Here is a 25,062-nt window from a genome sequence, read left to right on the forward strand (position 1 = left end):
GATCGCATGACCACGGATCTCGCCAAATTCGCCGCAGACAAGGGCGTCAAATATTTCATGATTTCCTTCACCGACCTCTTTGGCGGCCAACGCGCCAAACTGGTCCCGGCGCAGGCGATTGCCGACATGCAGCAAGACGGCGCCGGCTTTGCGGGCTTTGCCACATGGCTCGACATGACGCCCGCGCACCCCGATATGCTGGCCGTTCCAGACCCGTCCTCGGTCATCCAACTGCCTTGGAAGCCAGACGTCGCCTGGGTCGCATCCACCTGCGTGATGGAGGGCGAAGAGGTCGCCCAGGCCCCGCGCAACGTGCTGCGCCGTCTGATTGCCGAAGCGGCGGACGAAGGCCTGCATGTCAAGACCGGAGTCGAGGCCGAGTTCTTCCTGCTCACTCCCGAAGGCACCCAGATCAGCGATCCCTTCGATACGGCCGAAAAACCCTGCTACGATCAACAAGCCGTTATGCGCCGCTATGACGTGGTGCGCGAGATTTGCGACTACATGCTCAATCTGGGCTGGGGCCCCTACCAGAACGACCACGAAGACGCGAATGGCCAGTTCGAGATGAACTGGGAATTCGACGATGTGCTGAGCACCGCCGACAAACATTCCTTCTTCAAGTTCATGGTCAAATCGGTGGCCGAAAAACACGGCTTCCGCGCGACCTTCATGCCCAAGCCGATCGAAGGGCTGACGGGCAATGGCTGTCACGTCCATGTCTCGGTCTGGGACGCGCCCGGCGACAAGGCGAAGACCAACGTCTTTGCCGGGGACGGCGACGGCCCGACCGGAGAGGTGGGGCTGTCGGAACGCGGCAAGCATTTCTTGGGCGGCATCATGAAACACGCCAGTGCGCTGGCCGCGATCACCAACCCGACGGTAAACAGTTACAAGCGCATCAACGCGCCGCGCACCATCTCGGGGGCCACATGGGCGCCCAACACCGTCACATGGACCGGCAACAACCGCACCCACATGGTGCGCGTCCCCGGCCCCGGCCGGTTCGAGCTGCGTTTGGCAGATGGCGCGGCGAACCCCTATCTCTTGCAGGCGGTGATCATCGCGGCGGGCCTGTCTGGCATCCGCTCCAAGGCCGATCCGGGCAAGCGCTACGACATCGACATGTATGCCGAAGGCCACAAAGTGCGCGGCGCACCGCAGCTTCCGCTCAACATGCTCGACGCGCTGCGCGCCTATGACAAGGACAAGGACTTGAAAGCGGCGATGGGGGATGAGTTCTCCACTGCGTTCCTGAACCTCAAGCGGCAGGAATGGAATTCCTACGTGTCGCACTTCACCCAGTGGGAGAAAGACAACACGCTCGACATCTGACTTTCAGCTTGCCGAAACGCTGAATTCGGGCATTGTGCAGGGTGAATGCATACGATTGCAAAAAGGCCCGCCATGCCCGGCTTCCACTCCGAAAAACAGCTTGTCCGCGACTACTATGCCGCTTTGTCGGGGACCGAAGACAGCGCCAGCGTGGTGGCGCGGTTCTGCCACCCCGACCTGATCTGGCGCGGCTATCATCCCGTCGGCCTCCTGACCGGACCCGAGGCTGTGGCGACGCAGTTCTGGACGCCGATCAAGACCGCGCTGACCTCTCTGCAACGCCGCACCGACCTCTTCTTCGCCGGGCGCAACCACATGGCCGAAGACGGTGCAATCTGGGTCGCGTCGATGGGGCATCTGATGGGCCTGTTCGACCAGCCGCTCTGGGGCATCCGCCCCACCCGCAAGATCGCCATGCTGCGCTTTAGCGCATTCCATAAGGTCGAGGGCGGCCGGATCACCGAAGAGGTGATGTATTTCGACCTGCCCCATCTGATGATGCAGGCCGGGCAAAACCCCTTCGGTCCGCAGACCGGCGCGCATCTGGTGCAGCCGGGGCCGATCACACATGACGGGCTGCTTTACCACGACGCGCCCGAAGCCGAAGGCGTCGCGACCCTGCACGCCATCAACGCGATGGTGGGCGATCTGGGCGACTGGAACCTTGGCCTGCCCTTGGAGGAAGAACTCCGCCGCACCTGGCACGAGGATATGATCTGGTGGGGGGCCGCCGGGATCGGAGCCACCTACACCATCCCGCGATATGCCGAACAGCATTCCGCACCGTTTCGCAAAAGTTTTACCAATCGGTCAAAAACCGGTCACCTCTGCCGGATGGCCGAGGGGCATTTCGGCGGGTTCTTCGGCTGGCCCAACTTCACCGCCGAATTCACCGGTGGATTCATGGGGATGCCTGCCACCGGGAAACGCGTGGAATTCCGGGTGATCGATTTCTACCGCCGCGAGGGGGACAAACTGGCCGAGAACTGGATCTTCATCGACCTGCTGCACCTCTGGGCGCAGCAGGGTGTGGATTTGCTCGACCGTACGGTTCGGATAGGCTGACCGTACGGGTGGGGGCGGCACGACATTTCGGAATGTCGTGCCACGTGTTTTCGAAAACACGTGGCACCCAGCCTTACTGGACCGGGAAATAATCCTCGCACTCGCCATCCCGGTAGACATCCGCCGTACAGCAATGCAGGCCGCCGCCGAACGCATAGGCGTCGCGCAGATCGACCGGGATCACTTCCATCCCCAGCTTGTCCATCTGCTCCATCTGGTAGACTTCGGACGCCTCGACGCAAACCGTCTTGGGGTCAAGCACCAGCACGTTCATCGACAACCATGTGGACGAATAGCACAGCGGCGGCGGCGTGTTGTGCGCGGGCTGGGCCGCGTCGACGATTTCCCAATCGTTCTTCTTGAAGTATTCCCTCTGTTCCTCAGGCAACCGGCGGTTCGGGTTGTTCAGGATCAGACCGGGACGCAGCGGTGTGAAGGTCGCGTCGATATGGATCGGGTACGGGTCACCCGGGAAATTCACCGCGCGGACGCGATGGTCGGGGAAGTGACGGCGCAGCCATTCGATGCCCTTGAGGTTCGTGGTGAATCCGTGCTGCACGATCAGGTCCTTGCCAAAGCGCAGCACGTCGGCGGCGTCGAAGAGAGGTTCTTCCTCAGTGGTGACAAAGAACTTCTCGGCCGTCCACTTGAGGCGCTTTTCGATGCCGATCTTCTCGGACAGGTAATCGGCGTGATAATCCGCATCCGTCAGGCGCGGTTTGGGCGCTGCTTCGTGACGGAAACTCACGTCTTCTTCCCAATATTGCTGCATCAGCGGGCGATAGCAGAGGTATTCGAACCAGCGGCAGCGATAGGACATCGTCGCCTCGAGGATCTCGTGCCCCACGGTCAGCAGCACATCGCGCGGCGGCATGCAGCCGAACTGGCTGTCTGTGTGGAAATCCGGGGTTGTCACGGGCTTTGAGAAATCCGTCGGCGTCGGGCGATCCACCCGAACCCCGCGCTTGCGCAGCATGTCGGCGAAGTTGTCCAAGAGCTCGTTCGCGCGGTCGATGGTTTCCTGCGGACGGCGGCCCCACTGGCCGCGCATGTCGCTGTCCTCGGGCACCTTCGCATCCAGCGCGGGTTCTTCCGGCGGGATATGGCAATCGTCGGCGCGGCCCACGATCACGTGGCGCAGCGTGTCCCATTCGTTCCAGCTTTTGACCTGGGTCTTGTCGGGCGACCAATTCATTCGGTTCTTCCTTGATTGGGGGGTTACGTCCGGATCACGTATTCCTTGCGGGTAGTTTCGATGACCTTCCATGACCCGGAAAAGCCCGGGCGCAGGATGAAGCTGTCACCCGCCTTCAGCTCGTATTCGGTGCCATTGGCATCGGTGATGATCGAATGGCCGGAGAGGATGTGGCAGAATTCCCATTCATCATACGAGATGCGCCAGTGGCCGGGTGTGGATTCCCAGATGCCACAGTAAAGACCGTCGCGGTCTTCGTGGTTCCATGTCGTGAATCTGGGCGTGCCCGAAATCACACGGTCGGCGGGTGGCGCGTCTTCTTCGGGTTCGACCGATGTCAGGACGCGCAGGAACAGATCGGACATGTCAGGCTCCCGGTATATGATTGCGCTAGGGATGCGCGAGGCTTGGCACAGCGGCAAGCCCAAAGACGACGAAAGGCGTCGCAGAGGGACGCCTTTCGGGTTTTTTACCGGATGGTCAAATTCCTCAGTTGCCGAAATTCGACAGCGCGTCGAAGTCGATCGCCTCCATCGCCTGCATCATCAGCGCCTCATCGCCGCCTTCGACTGTGACCAGGATGCGATTGTTGACCAGCGCCATCGCCTGACCGTCATTGATCGCAACGCGCTGACGGCCCACCCGTTCGACCTTCATGCCCATGGCGGCCGCATTGGCGACCATCGCGCCCATGCTGGCCACCATCGCGTTGTCGGCCATCATGGTGATCGAATAATACTGCGAGCCGTCCGGCGCACGGTATTCCGCGCTCGCCCCCATGCCGCCGCCCATCATGGCAAGACCGGCCTGCATTTCGGTTTCCACGTCACGGGTCCAGCCATCAGGCGCCGGCGGCAGGAATTGCTGGAAGGCCTCGGCGCGCAGAGCCATCAATTTCTGGCGCACGAAATCCAGTTCTTCGAGGGCATAGGTGATATCGCCATCGTTATAGGCTTCGATGGCCGATTGCAGCGTGTCGGAAATCTCGTCGGCCTGAGCAGAGAGCGGCAGAGACAGAGCCGCGACAAGGGCGCAGGTTGTAAATCGTTTCATGTCAAAGTCTCCATTCGGATGTCTTGGCGACCCGGCAAAGCGCCGCGCCTTGCACACCTTTAAGCGCGATCTTCGCTTCCCTTTCAACCGGGGTTTTGCGATTGTTCCGGCAGACCCGGTTCGGCGCGCCCAACTTGCCATTGATGTCGGCCCGGATGGATTGATTGGAGGATTTGGAATGGCGGATTTCGACACACAGGTGCGCCAAAGCCAGGCACAGGTGGCCGAAGCACAGGCCAAGATCGCGGAGTTGACCAGCCGCATCGAAACGGCCCGCGCCAAGATGAAGGATGGCTCGGATGTCACCTTCGACATCGAGAACGCGACGCTGGAAGATGTCCATGCTCATACAGATGTGATGAACGCGAATATCGCGGAACTGATCATGGGGCTGGATGACGTGACCGCCGCGTTTTCCAAGGATTTCGACGAGATGCGGTCGAAGACAGGCTGGGAAAGTTTTGTCGGCATCTTCTCGAAGGGCAAGTCGGAATCGATGCGGCAGGAGCGGATGAAGACCGCGTCCATCGACGACAAGCTGCAGGATCTCATCGCCAAGTCGGACGTGATCGTGACCTTGCTTCAGGGCCAGTTGAACCTGCTGAACGAGCAGAAGGACAAGGTCGAGGTGAACCTAGCCGAAACTTTGGACGAGCGTGAAGCGACGGTTGGGGAACTGGAGACCGTGCGGGCCGAGATTCTGGCGATGGACCCCAAGATCATCGAGTTGGAAAACAAGATCAGCGTCGAACAGGATGCCGCTACCCGCACCAAGCTCGAAACCGAACTGGCCGAGTTGAACGCCGCCTATAACGCGATGGTGCAGGACGAGCAGGTCAAACTGGCCAAGAGCCAGACGCTGGAGCGCTATATCGAGAAGGGCAAGACCTGGATCGACAGCCTTCAGAACCAGGCGGCGACGCAGATGGTTCTGATCAACAAGCTCCAGACCGACACCAAGCAGCGCGTGGTCCTTTATGATGCGCTGTCGAAGTCCTTGAAGACCGCCCAGCAGCAGGACATCGCGCACCGGATCAACGAGATCGGGGTAAAGACCGATCAGGAGGCCCAGACCGCGATGGCCGGGATCGGGGCGGCGACCAATCAGAAGATGGCCGACATGCTGGAAAGCCACGAAGACCACATGGTCTTTGCCCGCGAAGTGCTTGAGGCCAAGGCAAAGGCGGATGAACGCTTTGCCCGCCGGTTCCAGGCGATTGTCGAGAAACACGACAAGAACCTGTATGGGGCGTAAGTGAAGCGCGTCTTCGATCGGCTGATCTATCTTGTAATCCTATGCCTGATTGTATTGAGCGTAGCGTTTGCACTATACCATGACGGCATGATTTCTCCGCATGTCGGAACGGTCATTGAAGTGGCTTATGTACCATCTTTCTTAGTATTCCTTGCGCTCCTTGCGATTAATGCTCTCCTGAAACTCTTCGCAAGACCAAAAGTACGCACCAAGCGACCATCAGATGAGAACAACGCACGTCAGAAACCGTTTCCGGCGCAAGAAGAGGTCGTCCTTCCTATTTGGGTCGATGCTTTTAAGTTTCTACGATGGGGGTTCATCATAATCGGAGTAGGTTTTTCATTCTCGCTGCAAAACAATTATCCTCTGATGCTAGGGCTGGCGTGTTTTATTGCGACCAGCTGGTTCGCCAATAGAGCTTCACGGAAAGCAGACCCAGCCCTGGCAAATACCGTGTTTCCAAACGAGAAAAAGAGCCGTATTGCGGTCTGCTGCGGACGGGGAAATGATAGCGGGGACGGTGGTGACTGATAGCACAAACGACCATCGCGGGATTCCTGACACCCAGGCCAGCCGCCGGTATTTTGCGAAGTTCGAGACCATCCTCGCCCATCTGGGCCGGGTCGCGGCGATGCTGCATGTGGAAAAGCGGCTGACCAAGACCGAGGTCGAGGTGCTGACGCGCTATGTGATTGCGCTCAATCTGACCTTCCGGGCGCTGTCGATGAAGTACCTGCTGGTCGGGCGGGACACCGGGCAGTTTTTCGGCTCCCTGACCATGGATGTGAAGGACAGCGGGTTTCCAACGGCGACGGAATTGCTGGTGATGGCGAATGACGCCGCGCAGGCGGATCAGCATTTGCGGACCATGCCGTCGGTCGATGCGTTGAAGGACCAGATGGTGACCGAGATCATCGGCGATCAGGCGATCCCGACGCGGCTGCAATTCACTCTGAGCCAGCGGCTCTACTATGAAGAACTGACACGCGGGAAGCTGTTCTGGGCGAGGAACGATCCGCAATGCCTGTGGCTGTCAGGGACCGAGCCAAGGCGGCGGTATCTGCTGCATTGGGGCGTGTATGACAGCCAGGTGAACCTGCCGACGATCTACCTGATGGAGGTCGAGGACAGCGGGCGCGAAGCGCTTCCCAAGGACGACCGGCGCTGGCCCGAGGTGCAGGCGCATCTGATGGCGCAGTCACTTGGGGGGCTGAAGCTGCTGACCATCGCGCAGGGGTTTGACGAGACATTTGACGACCTGCACCCGAAACGGCTGCGGCGGTTCCATATCGGGCCGATGTATTCGCAGACCTTCACCCAGCAATCCGGGCCGATCCATGATGTGCTGGAACAGGCCCGCGCGCCCGAGGGGCAGGATTGGGCACTGGCCTGGACGCTGGAAGAGCTGGAAAGCGAGCGGGTGCGACAGGAGAAATCGGGTTGGTTCTCGAAGGTGGACCGCGAGGTGTTTGCGCTGGACCCGTTTGCAGGGCGCGGGGCCGAGACCGGGACAACGGCGACCGAACGTATGGTCATCCTGCCGGAGCGGCCGTTTCAGGCGCTGGCGGAATTGAACCCGCCGGGCTTTGCCAGCGTGCGGAAGTTCGTCGTGAACGATGCGGGGCGGGTGTTGAGTTATTGACCGTCGCGCTTGCGTTTGCTGCGGGAGCCTCCGGCGGGAGTTTATTTGGCAAGATGAAGCATAGGAGCGTCGCAAGATGTCCGTAACGTCCGATTTGATGGAGCTGCGCGAAGAGGCGATCCGCAAGAATTATGCGACGGCCAATGCGATGCTTGAGGGGTTCGATCACACGCCGCGGGTGGCGACAGCGTCGGAGCCTGCGGCGGTGGAGCGGTCATCAGGGATTGGCACACGGCGGCGGTTTCGCTCGACCACGCCGGGGTTGGTGACACGGTCGACGGCGCGGCCCGAGGGGGTGCATCTGCTGGAGCGGATCGCTGGAGCGGACGGGGATGACCCGCTGGTGTCACCCGCGCAGGCGGCGGTGATGCATGGGCTGCGGCGGGCATTGGGGATTGCGCTTGCGGTGGGGGAGGCGTTTTCCGACGCGACGCCCTTGGGCGAGATGAAGCGGGCGAATTTGCAGGGGTCGTTGGGCGCGGATCGGAAGGCGGAGTTTTCTGCTTTGCTTGAGGGGGAGGCGCTTGCGGTTGGGTATGTCTTCGCCAATGCGACGGCGTTTTTGCTGGCCGCGCAGGCGTCGGAGGTGACGGTCGATGTGGGCGAGGTTCATGAGGTTCTGACCGACAACGCGCAGCTTGCCCTGCATGGGGCGTTGTGGGAATTGGATCAGAAGCTGGCACTTCATGCGTCAGATGAGCCGCGCATGGTGGCGACGGTGTTGGCCTTTGCCGAGCAATTGATGGAGCGGATCGCGTTGCGCGCCCAGAACGGGGCGCGGACGGGGGCGTTCACCTCGGCCAATTGGCGGGTGGAGGCGGATGATCTGACGCTCCGGGGCTTCACGCCTGCGACCAAGGCCAAGGGCACCACGCTCACCATGCAGTTCAAGAAACCGCATCAGGTGGTGGGCAACCATATCGCCAAGTACCAGGCGATGCGGCTGGCGAAGATGCTGATGGCCTATGACTTCGAGCGGCGGTTAAACCCGTTTGCCGAGCTTGGCGGCTTCATCTTCACCTTCATGGGGGACGGCGCGCCGGGGACGGGGAAGACGACGCTCATCCAGATGATGACGGGGATGATCCACGAGTATTGCCAGAACGCGGGTTACACGTTCCGGTACCAGAACTTCGGCATCGACAATATCGACAGCTATCAGGGCAAGTCGGGGCAGAACGCGAAGGCGTTCATCAACAATATCCTCGACCCCGGCGTGATCGGGTTCGGCACCATCGACGACATCGACCAGATCGCGGGCAAGCGGGGGGATCGGCAGTCCAGCGCGGGTCAACAGGAGGTCACGGCGGTGTTCATGGAGGCGTTTGCCGGGGCCAATACGGTGGTGCGGGGGAACTGCACCTTCGGGATGTTCTCGAACTTCCCCGAGAACGTGGACGATGCACTGCGGCAGCGGGCGGGGGCGCGGTTCCTTGTGGACGGGCCGCAGACGCGGGAGGATTACATCGACATCCTTGCGCTGCTCATGGGCAAGAAGCACGACATTCCGCTGGGGGACCACGAACTCTACGCCGCGCAGCAGATCCAGAAGGCGGTGGCGGCGTCGTTCGAGTCTCACAACCGGCCCAAGGAACCGGGATTGATGGAGGTGTTCGACCGGGTGTCGTCGCAGATCGGCGAACTCAATACGATTGCCAAGATGGGCACCTACCTCAAGGCCATTCAGGAGGCCGATCCGCGCTTTACGGGGCGCGCGATCAAGAACATCACCGACGCGGTGAAGGTCCGCGCGATGGATTTCGAACTGCCGGACGAATGGATGGAGCAGCCGGAGCTGTTCCTGTTCCAGCCCTATGATCGGAAGGCGGCAATGATCGAGGAGCTGCGGCGGCCGATCACGGTCGAGATGGTGATCCAGGAGATCAACCGCTACGCGGATTCCGAGTTCAGATACGCGGACAAGTCGGATGAGGTGGCGATCGAGGCCATGGTGCGCGACTTTGGGCGGACGGAAGAGGCGAAGCGGCGGTATCTGAAGGCGAAGGGGTGACGCTGTTTTCCATTTTCACGTTTGCCCTGATACTTGGCCTTTGCTTTGCTCTGCCTTCCGCCCTCCCGGTGCCTCATGACACAGCATGGAAAGGTTTGAAACGCTTTGCTGTCAGCGCACTTGCGATTGGGATTATACTTGGACTTGCAAACTGGACGTATTTTCGTATTTCGGTCGAGCCAGTTTTGGGACGTAGTTTCTCGTCCAATATGATCTTCACTTGGGTCGGAACTTCCATACTTTGGGTGCCTCTCCTCACTGTTCGCGTCATCCAGATTGCTGTTCGCGAAAGGCAAAGCTTGGAGGGAAACGGGTGAGGCTGACCAAATTTTTTGCCCTTTTGATCGTTCCACCCGTTCCCGTGGCGTACGCCATCTCCGGGAGCATATGCCAACGATGGTCGTTTGAGGCGCAAAATTGCTTACATGCGAGCGATCAATTTGGTGAAGTTTTTGGGTCCTTCCTTCTGATCTTTGGTTTCATTTGGTTGCTATTTCTATCGGCTTTTCTTTTGGTAAATTTTTTGGTTGGAAAGATGAGAAAACGTTAAAAATGATTTATTTGAATGAATGGGAACATAGGACAGTAGCGCAAAACGCGGCGAAGCCGCGACGCGCCCGACCCGCCCCCCAGGGCGGGCGCGTTCCGCACCCACCCTCGGGCCGGGCGCATCGCTTTGTGCTGTATGGTAAAGGCATCAAATGACTGTTGGGTTTATCATCGCGTCTGTCGCTTGGGCGTCCTTGGGGACGCTCTTCGTATGTTGGAGTGTTTCCCGCAGCCTGCCTGTGCCTGACGGCGCGTTGACCTTCATTCGTTTCGTTTTCTGGTGGAGCATATCTGCCTTTGTCGCTTGGGCAGTGTATCTGGCGACATCTCTCGTTCTTTTGCCTGCCGGGCTTCTTAGCCAACTGATGAACACGTCTGAGGGTATAAGCATCTTTGCGGGAGGTTTGCCTGTAATCGCAGGTCTCGCATACGGAATCTATCGCCAAGCGTTCGCACGTCACAGGAGCGGAGTAGAACCATGAACCGCCTCATCCAATCCGGCCTGATGTTCGGCAACCTGATCCATGTCGCCTCACCGGCGCTGGTGGAGCGGTACAACCGCGCGCTCAAGCATCTGACGGACAAAACCACGGCCCAGACCGATTTCCACATCGACATTTCCGGCTTCTCGCCCGAGATCGGGGACGAGTTGGACGATCCGCTCTACCTCAACCACAACGGGGTGAACCGGCAGTTCATTCTGCTGACGACGCAGCAGAAGACGGCGCCTCTGCTCGATGCGAAATTCTCGACCTCGCGGGATATTCTGCGGCAGTTCATCGAGGCGAATGAGAGCCAGTTGTTCGCGCTGACCGCCAAGGATGCGGTGGCGGGGGAGTTGGTGAACACGGTGTTCGACGTGTCGAACCCGGAGCGGCTGTTCGATATTCACACGATCCGGATCGAGGCGGACACGACGAGCGGCACGGTGCGCGATGCGGAAAAGCTCGGCGCGCTGGTGGATCGGTTCAAGACAGAGCCTGACGGCTGGCACGATGATGTGCTTATTGCGGAGATGATCACCCTCGCGAAACGCACGGGCGATGTGGTGCGCAATCCGGTGCGCCTGCGGCAGATGGAGTTCCGGCAGGAGAACTTTCACACCAGCCATTTCGGCGGGATCTATGTGTTCCGGCAGGTGGAGCATCCGGCAGCGATCTGTGCGGGGAACGTGGTGCCGGGCATGCCGATTGCCTATACGTTCGGGCTGGAGCAGCGGAACAAGGTGGCGAAGTTTCTCGACTTGAACGGGTTAGTGGAGCCCATCGTGAAGGCGCGGGGGATCGATGCCTCGGCCATTCTGCGGCAGAAGATGGATTTCATCGTGGTCGACATCGCGCAGGAGGCGGAGATCGACCTGACGGGGGCCACACGGCGCGACATTCGCGGGCTGGCGCGGCGGTATTCCGAGCGGCTGCCCCCCGAATGGCACGCCCTGAACCAGCTGGTGCAATGGGCGGATGGGGATGCGAAATGGCCCCGGATCGCAAGCGACCATCCGGCCTATTTCTACACGCTGCGGGCCAGTGACACGAAGGACGCCACACTGGTGAACATGCTGCTGTCCAAGCTGTCGCCCAAGGACATCCGGCAGCTTTACATCTGCCACAAGGAGGCGTTCTACGCCGCCTATCGCGGTTGGACCGACACGAAACGCGCCTATGTGGTGGATTTCCTGACGCGCGAATACGTCGCCGACAAGGCAGGCGCGCGCGAGGCTTTGTTCGGCCATGACGCGCCGCTTGAAGAACCAAAGCCCGTGCGCGAGGATGTCATCGCGCGCGTCGGACCCTGGGGCGCGGTTCGGAGGTAACGCATGTTTGCACTCGCACGGTTGCTGGTGATCGGATTTCTCGTCCTGAGCGTGGTCTATATCTGCCTCTCGCTCTATTCACGGGCGGTGCGGCGCGACAAGCTGGAAAAGGAATGGGACGAGGAGATCCAGCAGGGCGACCGCGACGCCTTTGTCGAGGCGGGATTGCGCGAATACGACGGGTCGCTGCGGCGCAAGCTCATTCTGGGGGTGTATATCGTGCCGCTGACGGTTATCTCTGTCATCATCTACTTGACGAATTTCCACTGAGGGGACGACGCCGTGGGGTATATCAAATGGGCCTTCATCCTGACCTTCTGGGTCCTGTTCGCGTCTTTCCTGCATTACACGCTGCCGCAGCATGACATCGCGCGGATCACGGAAACTGATGTGCGCCGGATCGATCCGGGCGAAAACCGCTGGTTCTGGGCGCAGGCCGACATCGGCAGCGACGGCACATTGGGGAACCGGGACGTGTTCTTCATCTCGACCGTGCGCGACAACGGGCGCGTGATGGTCTACCGCAACGAGGACACCGGCTGGAGCTGGCCGCCCTATTTCAAGTTCGACACGTCGAACCTGCAGGCCGAGGCGGCGGACCTGCGCAGCACGGCGGCGAACCCGCAATGGGTGGTGATCAAGCATTACGGCTGGCGGAACGAGTTCTTCACCATCTTCCCGAACGCGATCAGCGTGCGGCCCGTGGACGGGCCGGATGTGCGGATCATCCCGTGGATCAATATCGTGATCCTGACGACGTTGGCCGCGCTGTTCTGGGCTGTCTGGGTGCGCTGGCGGCGGTTCCGCATCGCGCGGATCGACCCGGTTCTCGAAGACGTCGAAGAGGGGTTCGAGTCCGTCGGTGATGGCATCGCACGCCGCCGCAGCGGGTTCCGGCGGTGGCTCGACAGCTGGAAGTCCAAGTAACGCGCTTGCCAAAGCGGTGCGGTTTCGGTCAGTCTCGTGCAAACGCATGCAGTGAGGAATGATGGCAGGCGCGCGACCCGAACAGGCGGTTCTGACCCGCGATACGGACATGTCCAAGACCGAAGAGACACGTCGGGTCATCGAAGGCATGGTCGATTTCCCGCATGTCCTGGCGCAGCTTGGCGTTGACGTGTTCGGTGGCGAGGGCTGGGAAGCCTATGATCGCGGGGAAAAGACCCCGCCTGCCCCATGACGACGACGCGCAAGATCACCTCTCTGGATGTGGCGAAACGCGCCGGGGTCAGCCGGTCTGCGGTAAGTCGGGTGTTCACGCCCGGGGCTTCGGTCAGCGAACGCACGGCGTCCAAGGTGCGCGAGGCGGCCAATGCCTTGGGCTACAGGCCCAATGTCCTGGCCCGCGCGATGCTGACCGGGAAGAGCAAGATCATCGGGCTGGTGGTGGCCTATCTCGACAACCATTTCTACCCGACCGTGCTGGAACTGCTGTCCGAGGCTTTGGAGCGCGAAGGCTATCACGTGCTGGTTTTCATGGCCGCCCACTCTGCGGACGATGTCGAGGACGTGGTGAGCCAGATCCTCGATTATCAGGTCGACGGGCTGATCCTTGCCTCCGTGTCCCTGAGTTCCGATCTTGCCAATCGCTGCCGCGCGTCCGGTGTGCCGGTGGTGCTGTTCAACCGCAAGCTCGAGGCCGAGGGCGAATTGGCGGTGGTGTCGGACAACCGCATGGGCGGGCGTCTGGCGGCGGAACATCTGATCTCGCTAGGGCGCACCCGGATCGGGCATATCGCGGGCTGGGAAGGCGCCAGCACGCAGCGCGACCGCGAGGCCGGGTTTATGGAAGGCCTGCGTGCTGCCGGGCTTGGCCTGTTTGCCCGCGAAGTCGGCGACTACCGCTTGCCGCGCGCCAAAGAAGCAGCACGGCGCATGTTCGACACGCTGGACAGGCCCGATGCGGTGTTCGTGGCGAATGACTACATGGCCTTCGGCGTGATGGATGTGCTGCGATCGGAACTGGGTTTGCGCGTGCCGGACGATGTGGCGCTGATCGGGTTCGACGATGTGCCCAGCGCCGCTTGGCCCGCCTATGGCCTGACCACCATCCGACAGGATGCCGAAGCGATGGTGACAACGACGGTAGAGGCTTTGCTGTCGGAAATCGGCGGGACGGATGTGACATCCCCGGCCCCGTTGCCTGTTACTCTGGTGCGCCGCACCACGGCGTAGCGGTCAGAGATCACCTGTCGCCAGCAGGATCTGTTTCCAAATGGTCGTCTCGTCGATCAACGTCCATTCACGGCGCAGGCCGTGTCGACCGAATTCGGCATGAGTGATGCCCATGATGTAAACCTCGGCTCCGGTGGGTGTGCCGAACATGCCCCAGCCGGAATGCTTGCCGTGCAGAGACCAGCGGACCGCAGCACGGGGCGCACAAAGGGGGTCTTCCATCCCGATCCGATGATCGACGGAAAACCGCGCGTCCGGGAAGGCCGCGTGCAGTTGCATCCAGAACCGGTCGGCATCCGTCCAGCCCGCGCCGGTTACATGTCCGGGATAAGCCAGTTCAGCTGCGCGGTCATAGCTTTCAGGGATCACGGAGAATTCGGCATTGGCGATCCGCGTGAGGATATCTGCCAAAGCATGACCCCAAACGGAGTCATTGCCGCGGCCGGTGTAGGGACCGGGTTGGTCATTGGCCGGGGTCATCGGTTTGACGCAGGCTTCCGGCCCGCCTTCCCGCGCGATGAGGTCTCGGGTCCAATCGACCACATCCCGTCCCATCTGGCGGACAATCGCGCCCTGATCCCGCACCAGCCATTCATCATGGACACCGTTTTCGCGGCACCAACAGTCCGCAAGGATGCGATAGGCCAGTTTGCGCCCCGTCGGTGCGCCGTACATGCCCGGACCGTCATGTGTGGCGGTGCAGTAGAGCCGATGCGAGGACAGAAAGCTGTCCTCGCCGGTGGCACACCAGATCACCTCCTCGCCCAGAAGCTGGCGATCCGGAAATTCGGCCAGCGTGGCCTTGGTCGCAGCGATGATCCCGGTATTACCCTTGATCACAGAGGCTGGGGACCGCACCACAAGCTCTGGGCCGTAGTACCGGTGCAGCGTGTGAATGCCGCGGTCTTCCCAGATGTCCTTGGTGATCCCGAGAATGTAATCGGGAACATCCTTCCAGCGCGCATCAAACCCCGGAAGGAATGGCATGGATCACCGCATCCCGTAATAAAGGCCGACAACGTGTTCCGCTTCTGCAAAGAACAGCCAGCGGGAGACCAGAACGCCGGCGATATGGCTGATCAGGGCCAGCAGGCCGAAGATATGCGGATAGGGCAGCAACAGCAGGAAGACGGGAACGACCAGCATCAGCACCAGTGCGATCATCCGCAGCTTCTGCGCATGTCTGCGGCCGACGGTGTAGACCATCTCGTTCAGCAGGTAGTTGGTGCCGGTATGCGGCGGCTCGAAGGCGCGGACCTCACCGATATTGCCAAGGCCGGTCGCGGTCTTGAGATCGGTGCCGCTTTCCTTGAACCGCGTGTCGCCGGTTTTCCACCAGAGCGCCTGCAGGCCGCCCGCCACCAAGAGCAGGACCAGACCGATGGTGACCCGACCCGAAAGCAGCGCCCCGCCTGCAATCGACAACGACAGGAACAGGGCCGAGGTCAGCGCGGTGTTCCAACGCGGCACGGTCTTGAGCTGGGCGTAGATCATCGAGGTGGTGTAGACGGTCGCCAGCGAAAAGGCCGCACCGATCCAACCGAGGATGGACACCTGCGTATCGAAGAATACCAGCAGGAAGGCGTAGATCCCCATGATCACCAACGCCGCAACGGCGCACCACGCCTCGCGGCTGAGCCAGCTTGTCTGCCATTGAGTGAACGCCTTGATCGCCCGCTCGGGACGGCCAAGGTGGAAGGTCGAGGAGATCAGACCTCCGACCGCCAAGGCATAGGCAATCGCGAAGAACGCGAAGGCGACCCAACCGGTTGGCGCTGTGGGGTCGATGCCAAGCCAGAAGAGCAGACCCAAGCCCAGACCAGAGAACGTGCTGAAGGCGATGATGGACGGAGCCGGGTGCATCAGAGTTTCTCCAGCGTCTTGTCGAGCCATCCAAGAAAGCCCTTCGGCTCTTCCACCACGGGGGCAAGAAGCGGGGCGAGGATGTCGATTTCTTCGTTCAGCCGGTCCTTGGGACGCGGCGGCAGGTATTTGTTGACGGGCTTGGTGCCCTGTTCCGGCATCAGGTCCATCCCGCCGCGTTCGGCAACAAGCTGGCTGACCTCACTATCCGGATCACCCAGATCGCCGAAGTGACGGGCATTCGACGGGCAGGTGCGCACGCAGGCGGGCACGCGGTCTTCCTCGGGGAGGTTCTCGTTATAGATGCGATCCACGCAAAGGGTGCATTTCTTCATCACCCCCTCGGCCTTGTCCAACTCACGGGCACCATAGGGACAGGCCCAGGCACACAGACCGCAGCCGATGCAGTCTTTCTCGTTCACCAGAACGATCCCGTCCTCGGTGCGTTTGTAGCTGGCCCCGGTCGGGCAGACGGTCACGCAGGGCGCGTCTTCGCAATGCAGACAGGATTTCGGGAAATGGATGAGCTGTGCTGGGCCGCTTTCCGGCTGGACCTCGTAGGAATGAACCCGGTTGAGGAAGGTGCCGGACGGGTCCGCGCCGTAGGGATTCTGATCCGACAGGGGCGCGCCGTAGTTTTCGGTGTTCCAGCCTTTGCAGGACACGACACAGGCATGGCAGCCGACACAGGTGTCGAGGTCGATCACCAGACCCATCTTGCGCTCGGTCTTTTCGGGAAGCTGCGTCATGCGGTGCGGTCCTCCGTGATCGTGATGATGGGTGCTGGCGCGAACCCGATCGGCTGTTCGGCCTCTTTGTCCCAGGTTGCGACGAACCAGATGAACGATCCTGCCATGCCGATCAGCACGACAGCGATGGCCAAGAGCGTGGCTTTCACGGCAGTGCTCATGACTCCACCTTCCAGCGCAGTTCGTCTGGTCCCTTGCCGACTGGAGATTTCAGTTCATCGAACACCGGGTGGGATTCAGACGGGCCATCGACCTTTTCGATCTTCACCCGCAGGTCAAACCACGCCGCCTGCCCGGTGATCGGGTCTGAGTTCGCCCAGCGCAACCCATCGCCTTTCGGCGGCAGCAGTTCGTGGATCAGGTGATTGAGCAGGAAGCCCTTGGTCGCCTCGGGCGCATCCTTGTCGAGCGCCCATGCGCCTTTGCGTTTGCCGATGGCGTTCCACGTCCAGACCGTGTTTTCGTTGAGCGCCGCCATGTGCGCGACGGGCACAGTGATATTGCCATGGGCCGAGGTCACACGCGCCCAGTCGCCAGTGTTGAACCCGCGCTTTTCCCAGAGCTTCGTCGGCAGATAAAGCGGATTTCGGCCATGGATCTGGCGCAGCCATGCGTTCTGCGTGCCCCAGGAGTGGTACATCGCCATAGGCCGTTGGGTCAGCGCGTGGATCGCGAATTCCTCGGTATCGACGCGGCTGTCCTCGAACGGGGCGTACCAGATCGGCAGCGGGTCGAGCGTTTCCTTGATCCGCTCACGCAGATGATCCGGTGGCTGGCGGTCGCCATGCCCTTCGGCGGCCAGTTGGAACTTGCGCATCGGCTCAACGTAAAGCTGGAAGATGTAGGGCGCCGCCGCATCGTAAAGGCCGATTTCCACCGCCCAGTCCTGATAGGCTTTGTTCCACGGTTTGTAGTACAGCCCCTCTTCGGGCACATGCGCCATCCAGAACCCGCCATTGGCGATGTAGCTGTCAAGCTGCGCCTCGTTCACGTCGCCGCGCCCGCCGGTCAGACCGTTCTCGCCCATGCGCCACCCTGCAAGCGGGCCAACACCGGGGCGGCGCTGGTGATTGGTGATGTAGTCGGCGTAATCGGCGTATTTCTGACTGCCGTCCTCGTTCACGAAACCGGGCAGGTCGAGCTTTGCACCCAGTTCGCACAGCACGGATTGGAACCCGCGCACATCGCGGTCCGGCTCCACCACAGGCCAACGGATCGCATCCGCTGCCGCGTCCGCCTCGCAGATCGGACGGTCGAGGAGCGAGATGCAGTCGTGCCGTTCAAGATAGGTCGTGTCGGGCAGGATCAGGTCGGCATAGGCGACCATCTCGGACGAGTAGGCATCGGAATAGATGATGCGCGGGATCACGTAGTCGCCGTTCTCATCCTTGTCGGTAAGCATCTTCATCACGCCCGACGTGTTCATCGTCGAGTTCCACGACATGTTCGCCATGTACATGAACAGCGTGTCGATCTTGTAGGGATCGCCTGCATAGGCGTTCGAGATGACCATGTGCATCAGGCCATGGGCGCTCATCGGGTTTTCCCATGTGAACGCTTTGTCGATGCGTGCAGGCGTGCCGTCTTCCTTGAGGCAGAGGTCATCCGGCCCATGCACAAAGCCCAGATGCGGCCCGTCCAGCGGCTTGCCCGGCGTCACCTTGCAGTGCGGCTTGGGATGGGCTGTTGCGGGCTTGGGGTAAGGCGGTTTGAAGCGGAACCCGCCGGGGGTTTCGACCGCACCCAGCAGGATTTGCAGCACATGCAGCGCCCGGCAGGTCTGGAAGCCGTTGGAATGCGCGCTGATCCCGCGCATCGCGTGGAAGCTGACCGGGCGACCCAGCATCTTGTCATGCTTTTCGCCCCGGAAATCCGTCCATGGCTGGTCGATCTCGATGGCCTCGTCAAAGGCGACGCGGGCAATCTCGGCCGCGATGCGTTTGATCTTGGTGGCGGACACGCCGCAGGTTTCTGCCACAGCCTCAGGCGCGTATTGCGGATCGAGATAGCGCTCGGCCATCAGGTGCATGACGGTCTTGTGCGTGATCCCGGCATGGCGGTAGCTGGCGGCAAGGTCGGGTTTGACGCCGGGCTGATCGAACGGGGTCAGCTTGCCCGTCACCCGGTCCATGACCAGCGGCTTGCCGTTGTCATCCTTGAGGAACAGCCCGTGTTCCGGCGATTTCGTGTCGCCATTCACCAGAACCGGCGCGTTGGTGTAGCGGGCAAGGTAGTCGAGGTCGATCTTCCCGGCCTTCATCAACTCATGCACCAGCGACAGGATGAACAACCCATCGGTGCCCGGCGTGATGCCAACCCAGTCATCGGCAATCGCGTTGTAGCCGGTGCGGATCGGGTTGACGCCGATTACCTTGGCCCCGCGTGCCTTGATCTTGCCAAGGCCCATCTTGATCGGGTTGCTGTCGTGATCCTCGGCCACGCCGAAAAGCATGAACAACTTGGTGTGGTCCCAGTCGGGCTGACCAAATTCCCAGAACGCGCCGCCCATTGTGTAGATACCGGCGGCAGCCATGTTGACGGAACAGAACCCGCCATGGGCTGCATAGTTCGGCGTGCCGAAATTCTGCGCCCAGAAGCTGGTGAAGGATTGCGACTGGTCGCGCCCGGTGAAAAATGCCAACTTTTCGGGGGCTGTGTCGCGGATCGGTTTGAGCCAGTCTGTTGCGATCTGCAGCGCCTCGCCCCATGAGATCTCTTCGAACTCACCCGATCCTCGCGGGCCCACGCGCTTCAACGGCGCACGCAGGCGAGATGGTGCGTTGTGCTGCATGATGCCCGCGCTGCCCTTGGCACATAGGACACCCCGGTTCACCGGATGGTCCCGGTTGCCTTCGATATAGGCGACCTTTCCGTCCTTCATATGCACGTTGATCCCGCAGCGGCAGGCGCACATGTAGCAGGTGGTCTTGCGCACCTCATCCGAGACTTTCGGTGACAGGTTCAGCTCTGGCTGGACGTGGCCCATATCTATCCTCCCTGATCCGCCGGGTGTCGCCCCGGTCGGAGTTGGCGACAGTGTTCATGTTTCTGCGCCGATGGTAAAGGCGCATTATGCAAGCGCTTACATATCCGTCTTATCGGGCGTCAAGAGGCACCCAATCGCGCGGCTCCGGCCCGTTGTAGAGCGTGAGCGGACGGATCAGGATATTGCCGCGTTGCTGTTCGATGCACTGGATCACCCAACCCGGCATCCGCCCGATGGCAAAGATCGGAACGTAAAGGTCCATCGGGATGCCGTGCAACTGGTAGATCACCCCGGAATAGAAATCCACGTTCACGTTCAGCCCGTGGCGGCTGTAGGGCTTCATCGCCTCGACGACCGCTTGCAGGATCTCATACCATTCCGGCGCGCCCATCTCTTCGCCCAGCTTGCGGACCCCTTCGCGCATGTGGCGCGCACGGGGGTCTTCGGCCCGGTAGACGCGGTGGCCGAAGCCGGTGACAGCCTCGCGATTGGCGCGTTTGGTCTTGACGTACTCCGCCGCTTTGTCCGGAGTGCCGATCTCCTTGACCATCTTCATCACGTCTTCCGCAGCACCGCCATGCGCGGGACCCGCCAGTGTGCTGAGCGCGGTCACGATGGCCCCGTGCAGGTTCGCCTCGGTCCCGACCGTCACCCTCGCGGCAAAGCTGGAGGCATTGGCCCCATGTTCGGCGTGCAGGACAAAATCCACATCGGCGAGACGCGCTGCATCCTCCGAAGGCTTTTCGCCCTTGAGCATCCAAAGCCAATTGGCGGCATGGCTCAGGCTGTCATCCGGTGCGACGGGATCACGTCCATTGCGGATCGCCTCATGCGCCGCGACCAGCGTGGGCACTTGTGCGGTCAGTCTGATGCCGTTGCGCAGAAAGGCCTCTTCCCCGGTCTCCTGACTGTCCGGCTCCAATGCCGCCAGCGCCGAGACTGCGGTGCGCAGCACATCCATTGGATGGCCATCCTTGCACACGCGAATGATGTCGAGAACCGCATCCGGCACCGACCGCGCCGACCGCATCTCGGCATCGAAGGCTGCAAGCTCTGCCGCGTTTGGCAACTCGCCCTTCATCAACAGGTGGCACACTTCTTCGAACGTGGCATGTGTGGCCAGATCGTGAATCGAATAGCCGCGATACTGCAGGGTACCGGCTGCGCCGTCGATGTCGCTCACACCTGACCGTTCGAAATAGACCCCCTTCAAACCACGGTTGATCTTGACGTTCTCGGTCATTGAAGGCTCCTTTGCGGCCGGAAGTGGGAGAGAGATATGAGCGTTCTGGACACGGCGCGTGCCATTGCAGCAGGTTCGAAGACACGGGTGGTGTTTCCTGAACTGGACGATCCCCGTGTTGCGGATGCAGCGCAGCGTCTGAATGACGACGGGCTGTGTTCCGTGTTGGATGTCTCGGCTGATCCAACAGAAGCGCAGGTTGCCGCCCTTGTGGCCGCCCGCGGGATGAAAGAGGCGATGGCCCGCAGGCTTTTGCAGAAACCCCTGTATCGCGCGGCGGCCATGGTCGCGGCAGGCGAGGCCGACGCGATGGTTGCAGGGGCCGACAGCCCGACGCGGCGCGTGATCGAAGCGGCCAGCATGGCGATCGGTCTGGCCGAGGGCGTGACAATCCCGTCGTCGTATTTCCTGATGGTCTTCCCGGATGGGCGCGAATTCGTGTTCGCCGATTGCGCAGTAAACGTGGCACCGGATGCAGCGGCGCTGGAAGCCATTGCGCGGGCTTCGGCTGACACGGCAAAGGCGCTGTTGGGTGACGCGCGGGTCGCGCTCTTGTCGTTTTCCACCGGAACCAGCGGCGCAGGCGACAGCGTGGACCGCGTGCGCGACGTGGCCGCGGCCACCGGCTTTGTCGGACCAGTGCAGGCCGATGCTGCCTTGAACGCAACGATTGCCGCGAAGAAGGGGCTGGGCAGCGGCGATGCCAACGTGCTCGTCTTTCCGTCACTCGACGCGGGGAACATCGCATACAAGCTGTGCCAGGAATTGGCGGGCGCGCAGGCCATCGGGCCCTTCCTGCAGGGTTTCGCGAAACCGGTCTGCGACCTCAGCCGGGGTGCCACGGTGGATGACATCGTCGCCTCCACGCTGGTGACCATCGCCCTTGCGCAGCGCACCTGACACGTGAATGTCATGCGGCCTCCAACAAGGCCACGGCATCCAGCGCGATCATGCGCTCTTCTTCCGCCGGGATGACCCAGACCGAGACCTTGGAGCTGTCCGCATGCAGGCGCGGACCCGAGCGGTGGTTGAAATCCGGATTGATCCGGACACCGGCCCATTCCAATCCGCGCAGGATGCGCGCCCGAACCCCAACCGCGTTTTCGCCGATGCCGCCGGTGAACGCGATGGCGTCGAGACCCTCCAGGGCCGCGATCAACGACCCGGCATGGCGCAGCGTCCAGTAACAGAAATGCTCGACCGCAAAGGCGCTTTCGGCAGACGGATCCAGCATCAGCTTGCGCATGTCGGACTTACCACCGGACAGACCCAGCAAACCGCTTTCGTGATTCAGGATCGCCTTTGTGCGCTCCAGCCCATTTTCCTCGACCAAACGCAACACAGCGTTCGCGTCGATCCCGCCGGAACGGGTGCCCATCGTCAGGCCATCCAGCGGTGAATACCCCATCGTGGTGGCAATCGACTGTCCGTTGTGGATTGCGCAGAGCGACGCACCGTTGCCGAGATGAAACGCCAGAAGGCGCGAGGGCAGCGCCTCGCCGGACACTTCAGGCAGGCGACGCACGAGAGATGCGTAGCTGAGACCGTGGAAGCCATAGCGGCGGATGCCCTTGGTCTCCATCATCTTGGGGATGGCATAGCGCGTGGCCACGTTCGGGTTGGTCGCGTGGAACGACGTGTCGAAGCTGGCGAATTGGGGCAAGTCGGGAGCAAGGCGCGACAATGCCTCCATCGGGGCAAGGTTGTGCGGGTTGTGCAGCGGCGCCAGCGGCGTGCAGTTGGCAATCTCGGCGCGAACCTCGTCGGTGACGCGCATCGGCCCGGTGAGCTTGCGACCACCATGTACCACGCGATGCCCCACCGCGCGCAGGGTCTCGGGCGTGATCCCGCGCTCTGACAGCGCCTTCAGGATCGCCTCCAACGCCGCGCGATGATCAATCAACGGAACATCGCGCGTTTCGTCACCGATCCGCAGGGTGGACGCCCCGCCGATGGCCTCGGCCATGCCCGACAGGGTCTCGTTCAGAGCGTCATCGAACAGCGCAAACTTAATCGAGGACGACCCCGCATTCAGGACCAGAATTGGTCCGTTTTCTGCGGGGTCGGTCATGTTACGCGACCTTCTGCGGGCGCATGTCTGCCGGGTCGATGCCAGCGACGGCCACGGGTGTTTTCATCGCATCGCGGCGGAACGGCTCGCCCAGTTCTTGGTTGATCATGGCTTCGATCAGCGTGGTCTTGCCGTTTTCCATCTGGTCCTTGATCGCGGTGTTCAGCGCATCCCGCAGCTCGTCCATCGTCCGGGCGACAACACCTTGCAGGCCACAGGCCTTGGCGATGGCAGCATAGCTGACGCCCTCATCCAGTTCGGTGCCGACGAAGTTGTCATCATACCAGAGTGTCGAGTTCCGCTTTTCCGCACCCCACTGATAGTTGCGGAACACGATCTGGGTGATCGCGGGCCATTCCGGGCGACCGATGGCGGTCAGTTCCGTGACCGCGATGCCGAACGCCCCGTCACCGGCAAAACCGACCACCGGAACATCAGGGCAGGCAATCTTGGCGCCGACGATGGAAGGCAGGCCGTACCCACAGGGGCCAAAAAGACCCGGCGCAAGGTATTTGCGGCCCTCTTCAAAGGTCGGGTAGGCGTTGCCGATGGCGCAATTGTTGCCGATGTCGGACGAGATGATCGCCTCTTTCGGAAGAGCGGACTGAATCGCGCGCCATGCCATGCGCGGGCTCATCCAATCCGGCTTGGCCGCACGGGCGCGTTCGTTCCACGTGGTGCCCGGATCATCCTGTTCGTGATCCATGCTGGACAGCTGCTGCGCCCAGGTCGATTTCGTTTTCGCGATATGGGCTTTTCGGTCCTCACGGCCCTCATCGCCCGCAGTGTCGGACAGGCGTGCAAGAATGCCCTCGGCCACTTTTTTCGCATCGCCGACGATGCCGACGCTGACCTTCTTGGTCAAACCGATGCGGTCCGGGTTGATGTCGACCTGGATGATCTTGGCGTCCTTGGGCCAGTAGTCGATCCCATAGCCCGGCAAGGTCGAGAACGGGTTGAGGCGGGTGCCGAGGCACAGGACGACATCCGCGCCCGAGATCAGCTCCATCGCGGCCTTCGAGCCGTTGTATCCCAGCGGACCGGCGAAGAGCGGATGCGAGCCGGGGAAGGCGTCGTTGTGCTGATAGCCGACACAGACCGGCGCGGTCAGCCGCTCTGCCAGGGCCATCGACGCGGGGATGGCACCGGCAAGGACGACACCGGCGCCGTTCAAGATGACGGGGTTCTTGGCGGAAGACATCAGGTCAGCGGCCTGCTGGATCGCGGCATCACCCCCCGAGGGGCGCTCGAATTCAACAACTTCGGGCAATTCGATGTCGATCACCTGGGTCCAGAAATCGCGCGGCATGTTGATCTGCGCAGGAGCCGAGGCGCGCTTGGCATTCAGGATCACACGGTTCAGCACTTCGGCAACGCGCGAGGCGTCGCGCACTTCTTCCTGATAGGCGACCATGTCTTCGAACAGCTTCATCTGCTCGACTTCCTGGAAGCCACCCTGCCCGATGGTCTTGTTGGCCGCCTGCGGCGTGACCAGCAGAAGCGGTGTGTGGTTCCAGTAGGCAGTTTTCACTGCTGTCACGAAATTGGTGATCCCCGGGCCGTTCTGGGCGATCATCATCGACATCTTGCCCGACGCGCGGGTGTATCCATCGGCCATCATGCCGCCCGAGCCTTCATGCGCGCAGTCCCAGAAGGTGATTCCCGCTTTCGGGAAGATGTCGGAGATCGGCATGAAGGCCGAGCCGATGATCCCGAACGCATGTTCGATCCCATGCATCTGGAGGACTTTGACAAAAGCTTCTTCGGTGGTCATTTTCATGGTGGCTCTCCCTGGGAAGGGCGCGGGACAATTGCCCGGCGCGGTTGGGCGGACAGTAACGGTGAACACCCCTTACCAATAGGGCCACTTTGGAACACGACTTATAGCCAATTCACCAGTCCATTGCGGATTTCCATGCAGCCCGGACAGGGACGGAGACATCTATTTGCTGCATTCCGGCGCCATTTGTGCCGTTATTTGATTGCAGTATCCGGTGCAAACCCGGATATCGGAAACGTCACTATCCGCACAGCACGGGACATGCGGATCGGATCAC

23 protein-coding genes are annotated in these 25,062 nt (G+C 61.4%); 12 read left to right on the plus strand and 11 right to left on the minus strand.

From position 1 onward, the window contains the following. Nucleotides 1–6: 6 nt before the first annotated feature. Together glnT and MRY75_RS07925 are read left to right on the plus strand one after the other, a co-directional pair. A complete protein-coding gene (glnT, locus tag MRY75_RS07920) occupies nucleotides 7–1,335 on the plus strand; it encodes a type III glutamate--ammonia ligase (RefSeq protein ID WP_292306712.1) in 1,329 nt (442 codons plus the stop codon). Between the two features lie 72 nt (nucleotides 1,336–1,407). Further along, nucleotides 1,408–2,400 (plus strand): nuclear transport factor 2 family protein, encoded by a 993-nt coding sequence (locus MRY75_RS07925; protein WP_292306714.1) that lies wholly within the window; start codon nucleotides 1,408–1,410, stop codon nucleotides 2,398–2,400. A gap of 73 nt (nucleotides 2,401–2,473) precedes the next feature. Here the strand turns inward: MRY75_RS07925 and MRY75_RS07930 are convergent, their stop codons facing one another. The 3 genes from MRY75_RS07930 to MRY75_RS07940 form a co-directional block, all read right to left on the minus strand. Continuing rightward, nucleotides 2,474–3,595, minus strand: coding sequence for a serine/threonine protein kinase (locus MRY75_RS07930; RefSeq protein ID WP_292306715.1), 1,122 nt, complete (start codon nucleotides 3,593–3,595; stop codon nucleotides 2,474–2,476). Between the two features lie 23 nt (nucleotides 3,596–3,618). Beyond that, nucleotides 3,619–3,960, minus strand: a complete 342-nt coding sequence (locus MRY75_RS07935) for a cupin domain-containing protein (RefSeq protein ID WP_292306717.1) — start codon at nucleotides 3,958–3,960, stop codon at nucleotides 3,619–3,621. A gap of 124 nt (nucleotides 3,961–4,084) precedes the next feature. Next, nucleotides 4,085–4,648 carry a hypothetical protein gene (locus tag MRY75_RS07940; RefSeq protein ID WP_292306719.1) on the minus strand — a complete coding sequence of 188 codons (564 nt, stop codon included), beginning with the start codon at nucleotides 4,646–4,648 and terminating at the stop codon, nucleotides 4,085–4,087. 178 nt (nucleotides 4,649–4,826) lie between these two features. Here MRY75_RS07940 and MRY75_RS07945 point away from each other — a divergent pair, with 178 nt between their 5' ends. The 9 genes from MRY75_RS07945 to MRY75_RS07985 all read left to right on the plus strand — a co-directional run bounded on the left by MRY75_RS07945 (nucleotide 4,827) and on the right by MRY75_RS07985 (nucleotide 14,093). Further along, nucleotides 4,827–5,903, plus strand: coding sequence for a hypothetical protein (locus tag MRY75_RS07945; RefSeq protein WP_292306721.1), 1,077 nt, complete (start codon nucleotides 4,827–4,829; stop codon nucleotides 5,901–5,903). After that, nucleotides 5,904–6,434 carry a hypothetical protein gene (locus tag MRY75_RS07950; protein WP_292306723.1) on the plus strand — a complete coding sequence of 177 codons (531 nt, stop codon included), beginning with the start codon at nucleotides 5,904–5,906 and terminating at the stop codon, nucleotides 6,432–6,434. It begins immediately after the preceding gene. Further along, nucleotides 6,427–7,545, plus strand: a complete 1,119-nt coding sequence (locus tag MRY75_RS07955; protein ID WP_292306724.1) for a hypothetical protein — start codon at nucleotides 6,427–6,429, stop codon at nucleotides 7,543–7,545. Before MRY75_RS07950 ends, MRY75_RS07955 begins: the two co-directional genes overlap by 8 nt. A 76-nt stretch (nucleotides 7,546–7,621) precedes the next feature. After that, the gene (locus tag MRY75_RS07960) at nucleotides 7,622–9,556 is read left to right on the plus strand and encodes an ATP-binding protein (RefSeq protein WP_292306725.1); all 1,935 of its coding nucleotides are present in this window, start codon (nucleotides 7,622–7,624) and stop codon (nucleotides 9,554–9,556) included. Nucleotides 9,557–10,583: 1,027 nt separating this feature from the next. After that, nucleotides 10,584–11,918 carry a DUF6638 family protein gene (locus MRY75_RS07965; RefSeq protein ID WP_292306727.1) on the plus strand — a complete coding sequence of 445 codons (1,335 nt, stop codon included), beginning with the start codon at nucleotides 10,584–10,586 and terminating at the stop codon, nucleotides 11,916–11,918. A gap of 3 nt (nucleotides 11,919–11,921) precedes the next feature. Continuing rightward, nucleotides 11,922–12,188, plus strand: a complete 267-nt coding sequence (locus MRY75_RS07970; protein ID WP_292306729.1) for a hypothetical protein — start codon at nucleotides 11,922–11,924, stop codon at nucleotides 12,186–12,188. Between the two features lie 12 nt (nucleotides 12,189–12,200). Continuing rightward, the gene (locus tag MRY75_RS07975; RefSeq protein ID WP_292306730.1) at nucleotides 12,201–12,845 is read left to right on the plus strand and encodes a DUF1523 family protein; all 645 of its coding nucleotides are present in this window, start codon (nucleotides 12,201–12,203) and stop codon (nucleotides 12,843–12,845) included. Between the two features lie 61 nt (nucleotides 12,846–12,906). Continuing rightward, nucleotides 12,907–13,098 (plus strand): hypothetical protein, encoded by a 192-nt coding sequence (locus MRY75_RS07980; protein WP_292306732.1) that lies wholly within the window; start codon nucleotides 12,907–12,909, stop codon nucleotides 13,096–13,098. Continuing rightward, nucleotides 13,095–14,093 (plus strand): LacI family DNA-binding transcriptional regulator, encoded by a 999-nt coding sequence (locus MRY75_RS07985; RefSeq protein WP_292306733.1) that lies wholly within the window; start codon nucleotides 13,095–13,097, stop codon nucleotides 14,091–14,093. The genes MRY75_RS07980 and MRY75_RS07985 overlap by 4 nt, the downstream gene beginning before the upstream one ends. Nucleotides 14,094–14,096: 3 nt before the next feature. Here the strand turns inward: MRY75_RS07985 and MRY75_RS07990 are convergent, their stop codons facing one another. From MRY75_RS07990 to MRY75_RS08015, 6 genes are all read right to left on the minus strand, one after another. After that, nucleotides 14,097–15,080 (minus strand): ester cyclase, encoded by a 984-nt coding sequence (locus tag MRY75_RS07990; protein WP_292306734.1) that lies wholly within the window; start codon nucleotides 15,078–15,080, stop codon nucleotides 14,097–14,099. 3 nt (nucleotides 15,081–15,083) lie between these two features. Further along, nucleotides 15,084–15,956: a DmsC/YnfH family molybdoenzyme membrane anchor subunit gene (locus MRY75_RS07995; protein ID WP_292306736.1), complete on the minus strand. Its 873-nt coding sequence runs from the start codon at nucleotides 15,954–15,956 to the stop codon at nucleotides 15,084–15,086. Continuing rightward, nucleotides 15,956–16,705 carry a 4Fe-4S dicluster domain-containing protein gene (locus tag MRY75_RS08000; protein WP_292306737.1) on the minus strand — a complete coding sequence of 250 codons (750 nt, stop codon included), beginning with the start codon at nucleotides 16,703–16,705 and terminating at the stop codon, nucleotides 15,956–15,958. The genes MRY75_RS07995 and MRY75_RS08000 overlap by 1 nt, the downstream gene beginning before the upstream one ends. Continuing rightward, the gene (locus MRY75_RS08005) at nucleotides 16,702–16,866 is read right to left on the minus strand and encodes a hypothetical protein (protein WP_292306739.1); all 165 of its coding nucleotides are present in this window, start codon (nucleotides 16,864–16,866) and stop codon (nucleotides 16,702–16,704) included. Before MRY75_RS08005 ends, MRY75_RS08000 begins: the two co-directional genes overlap by 4 nt. Next, complete coding sequence (locus MRY75_RS08010) at nucleotides 16,863–19,691, minus strand: molybdopterin oxidoreductase family protein (RefSeq protein WP_292306742.1); 2,829 nt, start codon at nucleotides 19,689–19,691, stop codon at nucleotides 16,863–16,865. Before MRY75_RS08010 ends, MRY75_RS08005 begins: the two co-directional genes overlap by 4 nt. Before the next feature lie 109 nt (nucleotides 19,692–19,800). Further along, nucleotides 19,801–20,934, minus strand: coding sequence for a citrate synthase (locus tag MRY75_RS08015; protein ID WP_292306744.1), 1,134 nt, complete (start codon nucleotides 20,932–20,934; stop codon nucleotides 19,801–19,803). 36 nt (nucleotides 20,935–20,970) lie between these two features. On the opposite strand from MRY75_RS08015, the gene MRY75_RS08020 reads away from it, so the two are divergent. After that, complete coding sequence (locus tag MRY75_RS08020; RefSeq protein WP_292306746.1) at nucleotides 20,971–21,834, plus strand: phosphate acyltransferase; 864 nt, start codon at nucleotides 20,971–20,973, stop codon at nucleotides 21,832–21,834. Nucleotides 21,835–21,844: 10 nt separating this feature from the next. Here MRY75_RS08020 and MRY75_RS08025 read toward each other — a convergent pair whose 3' ends face one another. Beyond that, nucleotides 21,845–23,005 (minus strand): acetate/propionate family kinase, encoded by a 1,161-nt coding sequence (locus MRY75_RS08025; RefSeq protein WP_292306748.1) that lies wholly within the window; start codon nucleotides 23,003–23,005, stop codon nucleotides 21,845–21,847. Between the two features lies 1 nt (nucleotide 23,006). After that, nucleotides 23,007–24,785 carry a sulfoacetaldehyde acetyltransferase gene (gene xsc / locus MRY75_RS08030; RefSeq protein WP_292306750.1) on the minus strand — a complete coding sequence of 593 codons (1,779 nt, stop codon included), beginning with the start codon at nucleotides 24,783–24,785 and terminating at the stop codon, nucleotides 23,007–23,009. Nucleotides 24,786–25,062: the final 277 nt, after the last annotated feature.

This window comes from Marivita sp., from assembly GCF_022763305.1.
In the GTDB taxonomy this organism is placed as follows: Bacteria; Pseudomonadota; Alphaproteobacteria; order Rhodobacterales; family Rhodobacteraceae; genus Marivita.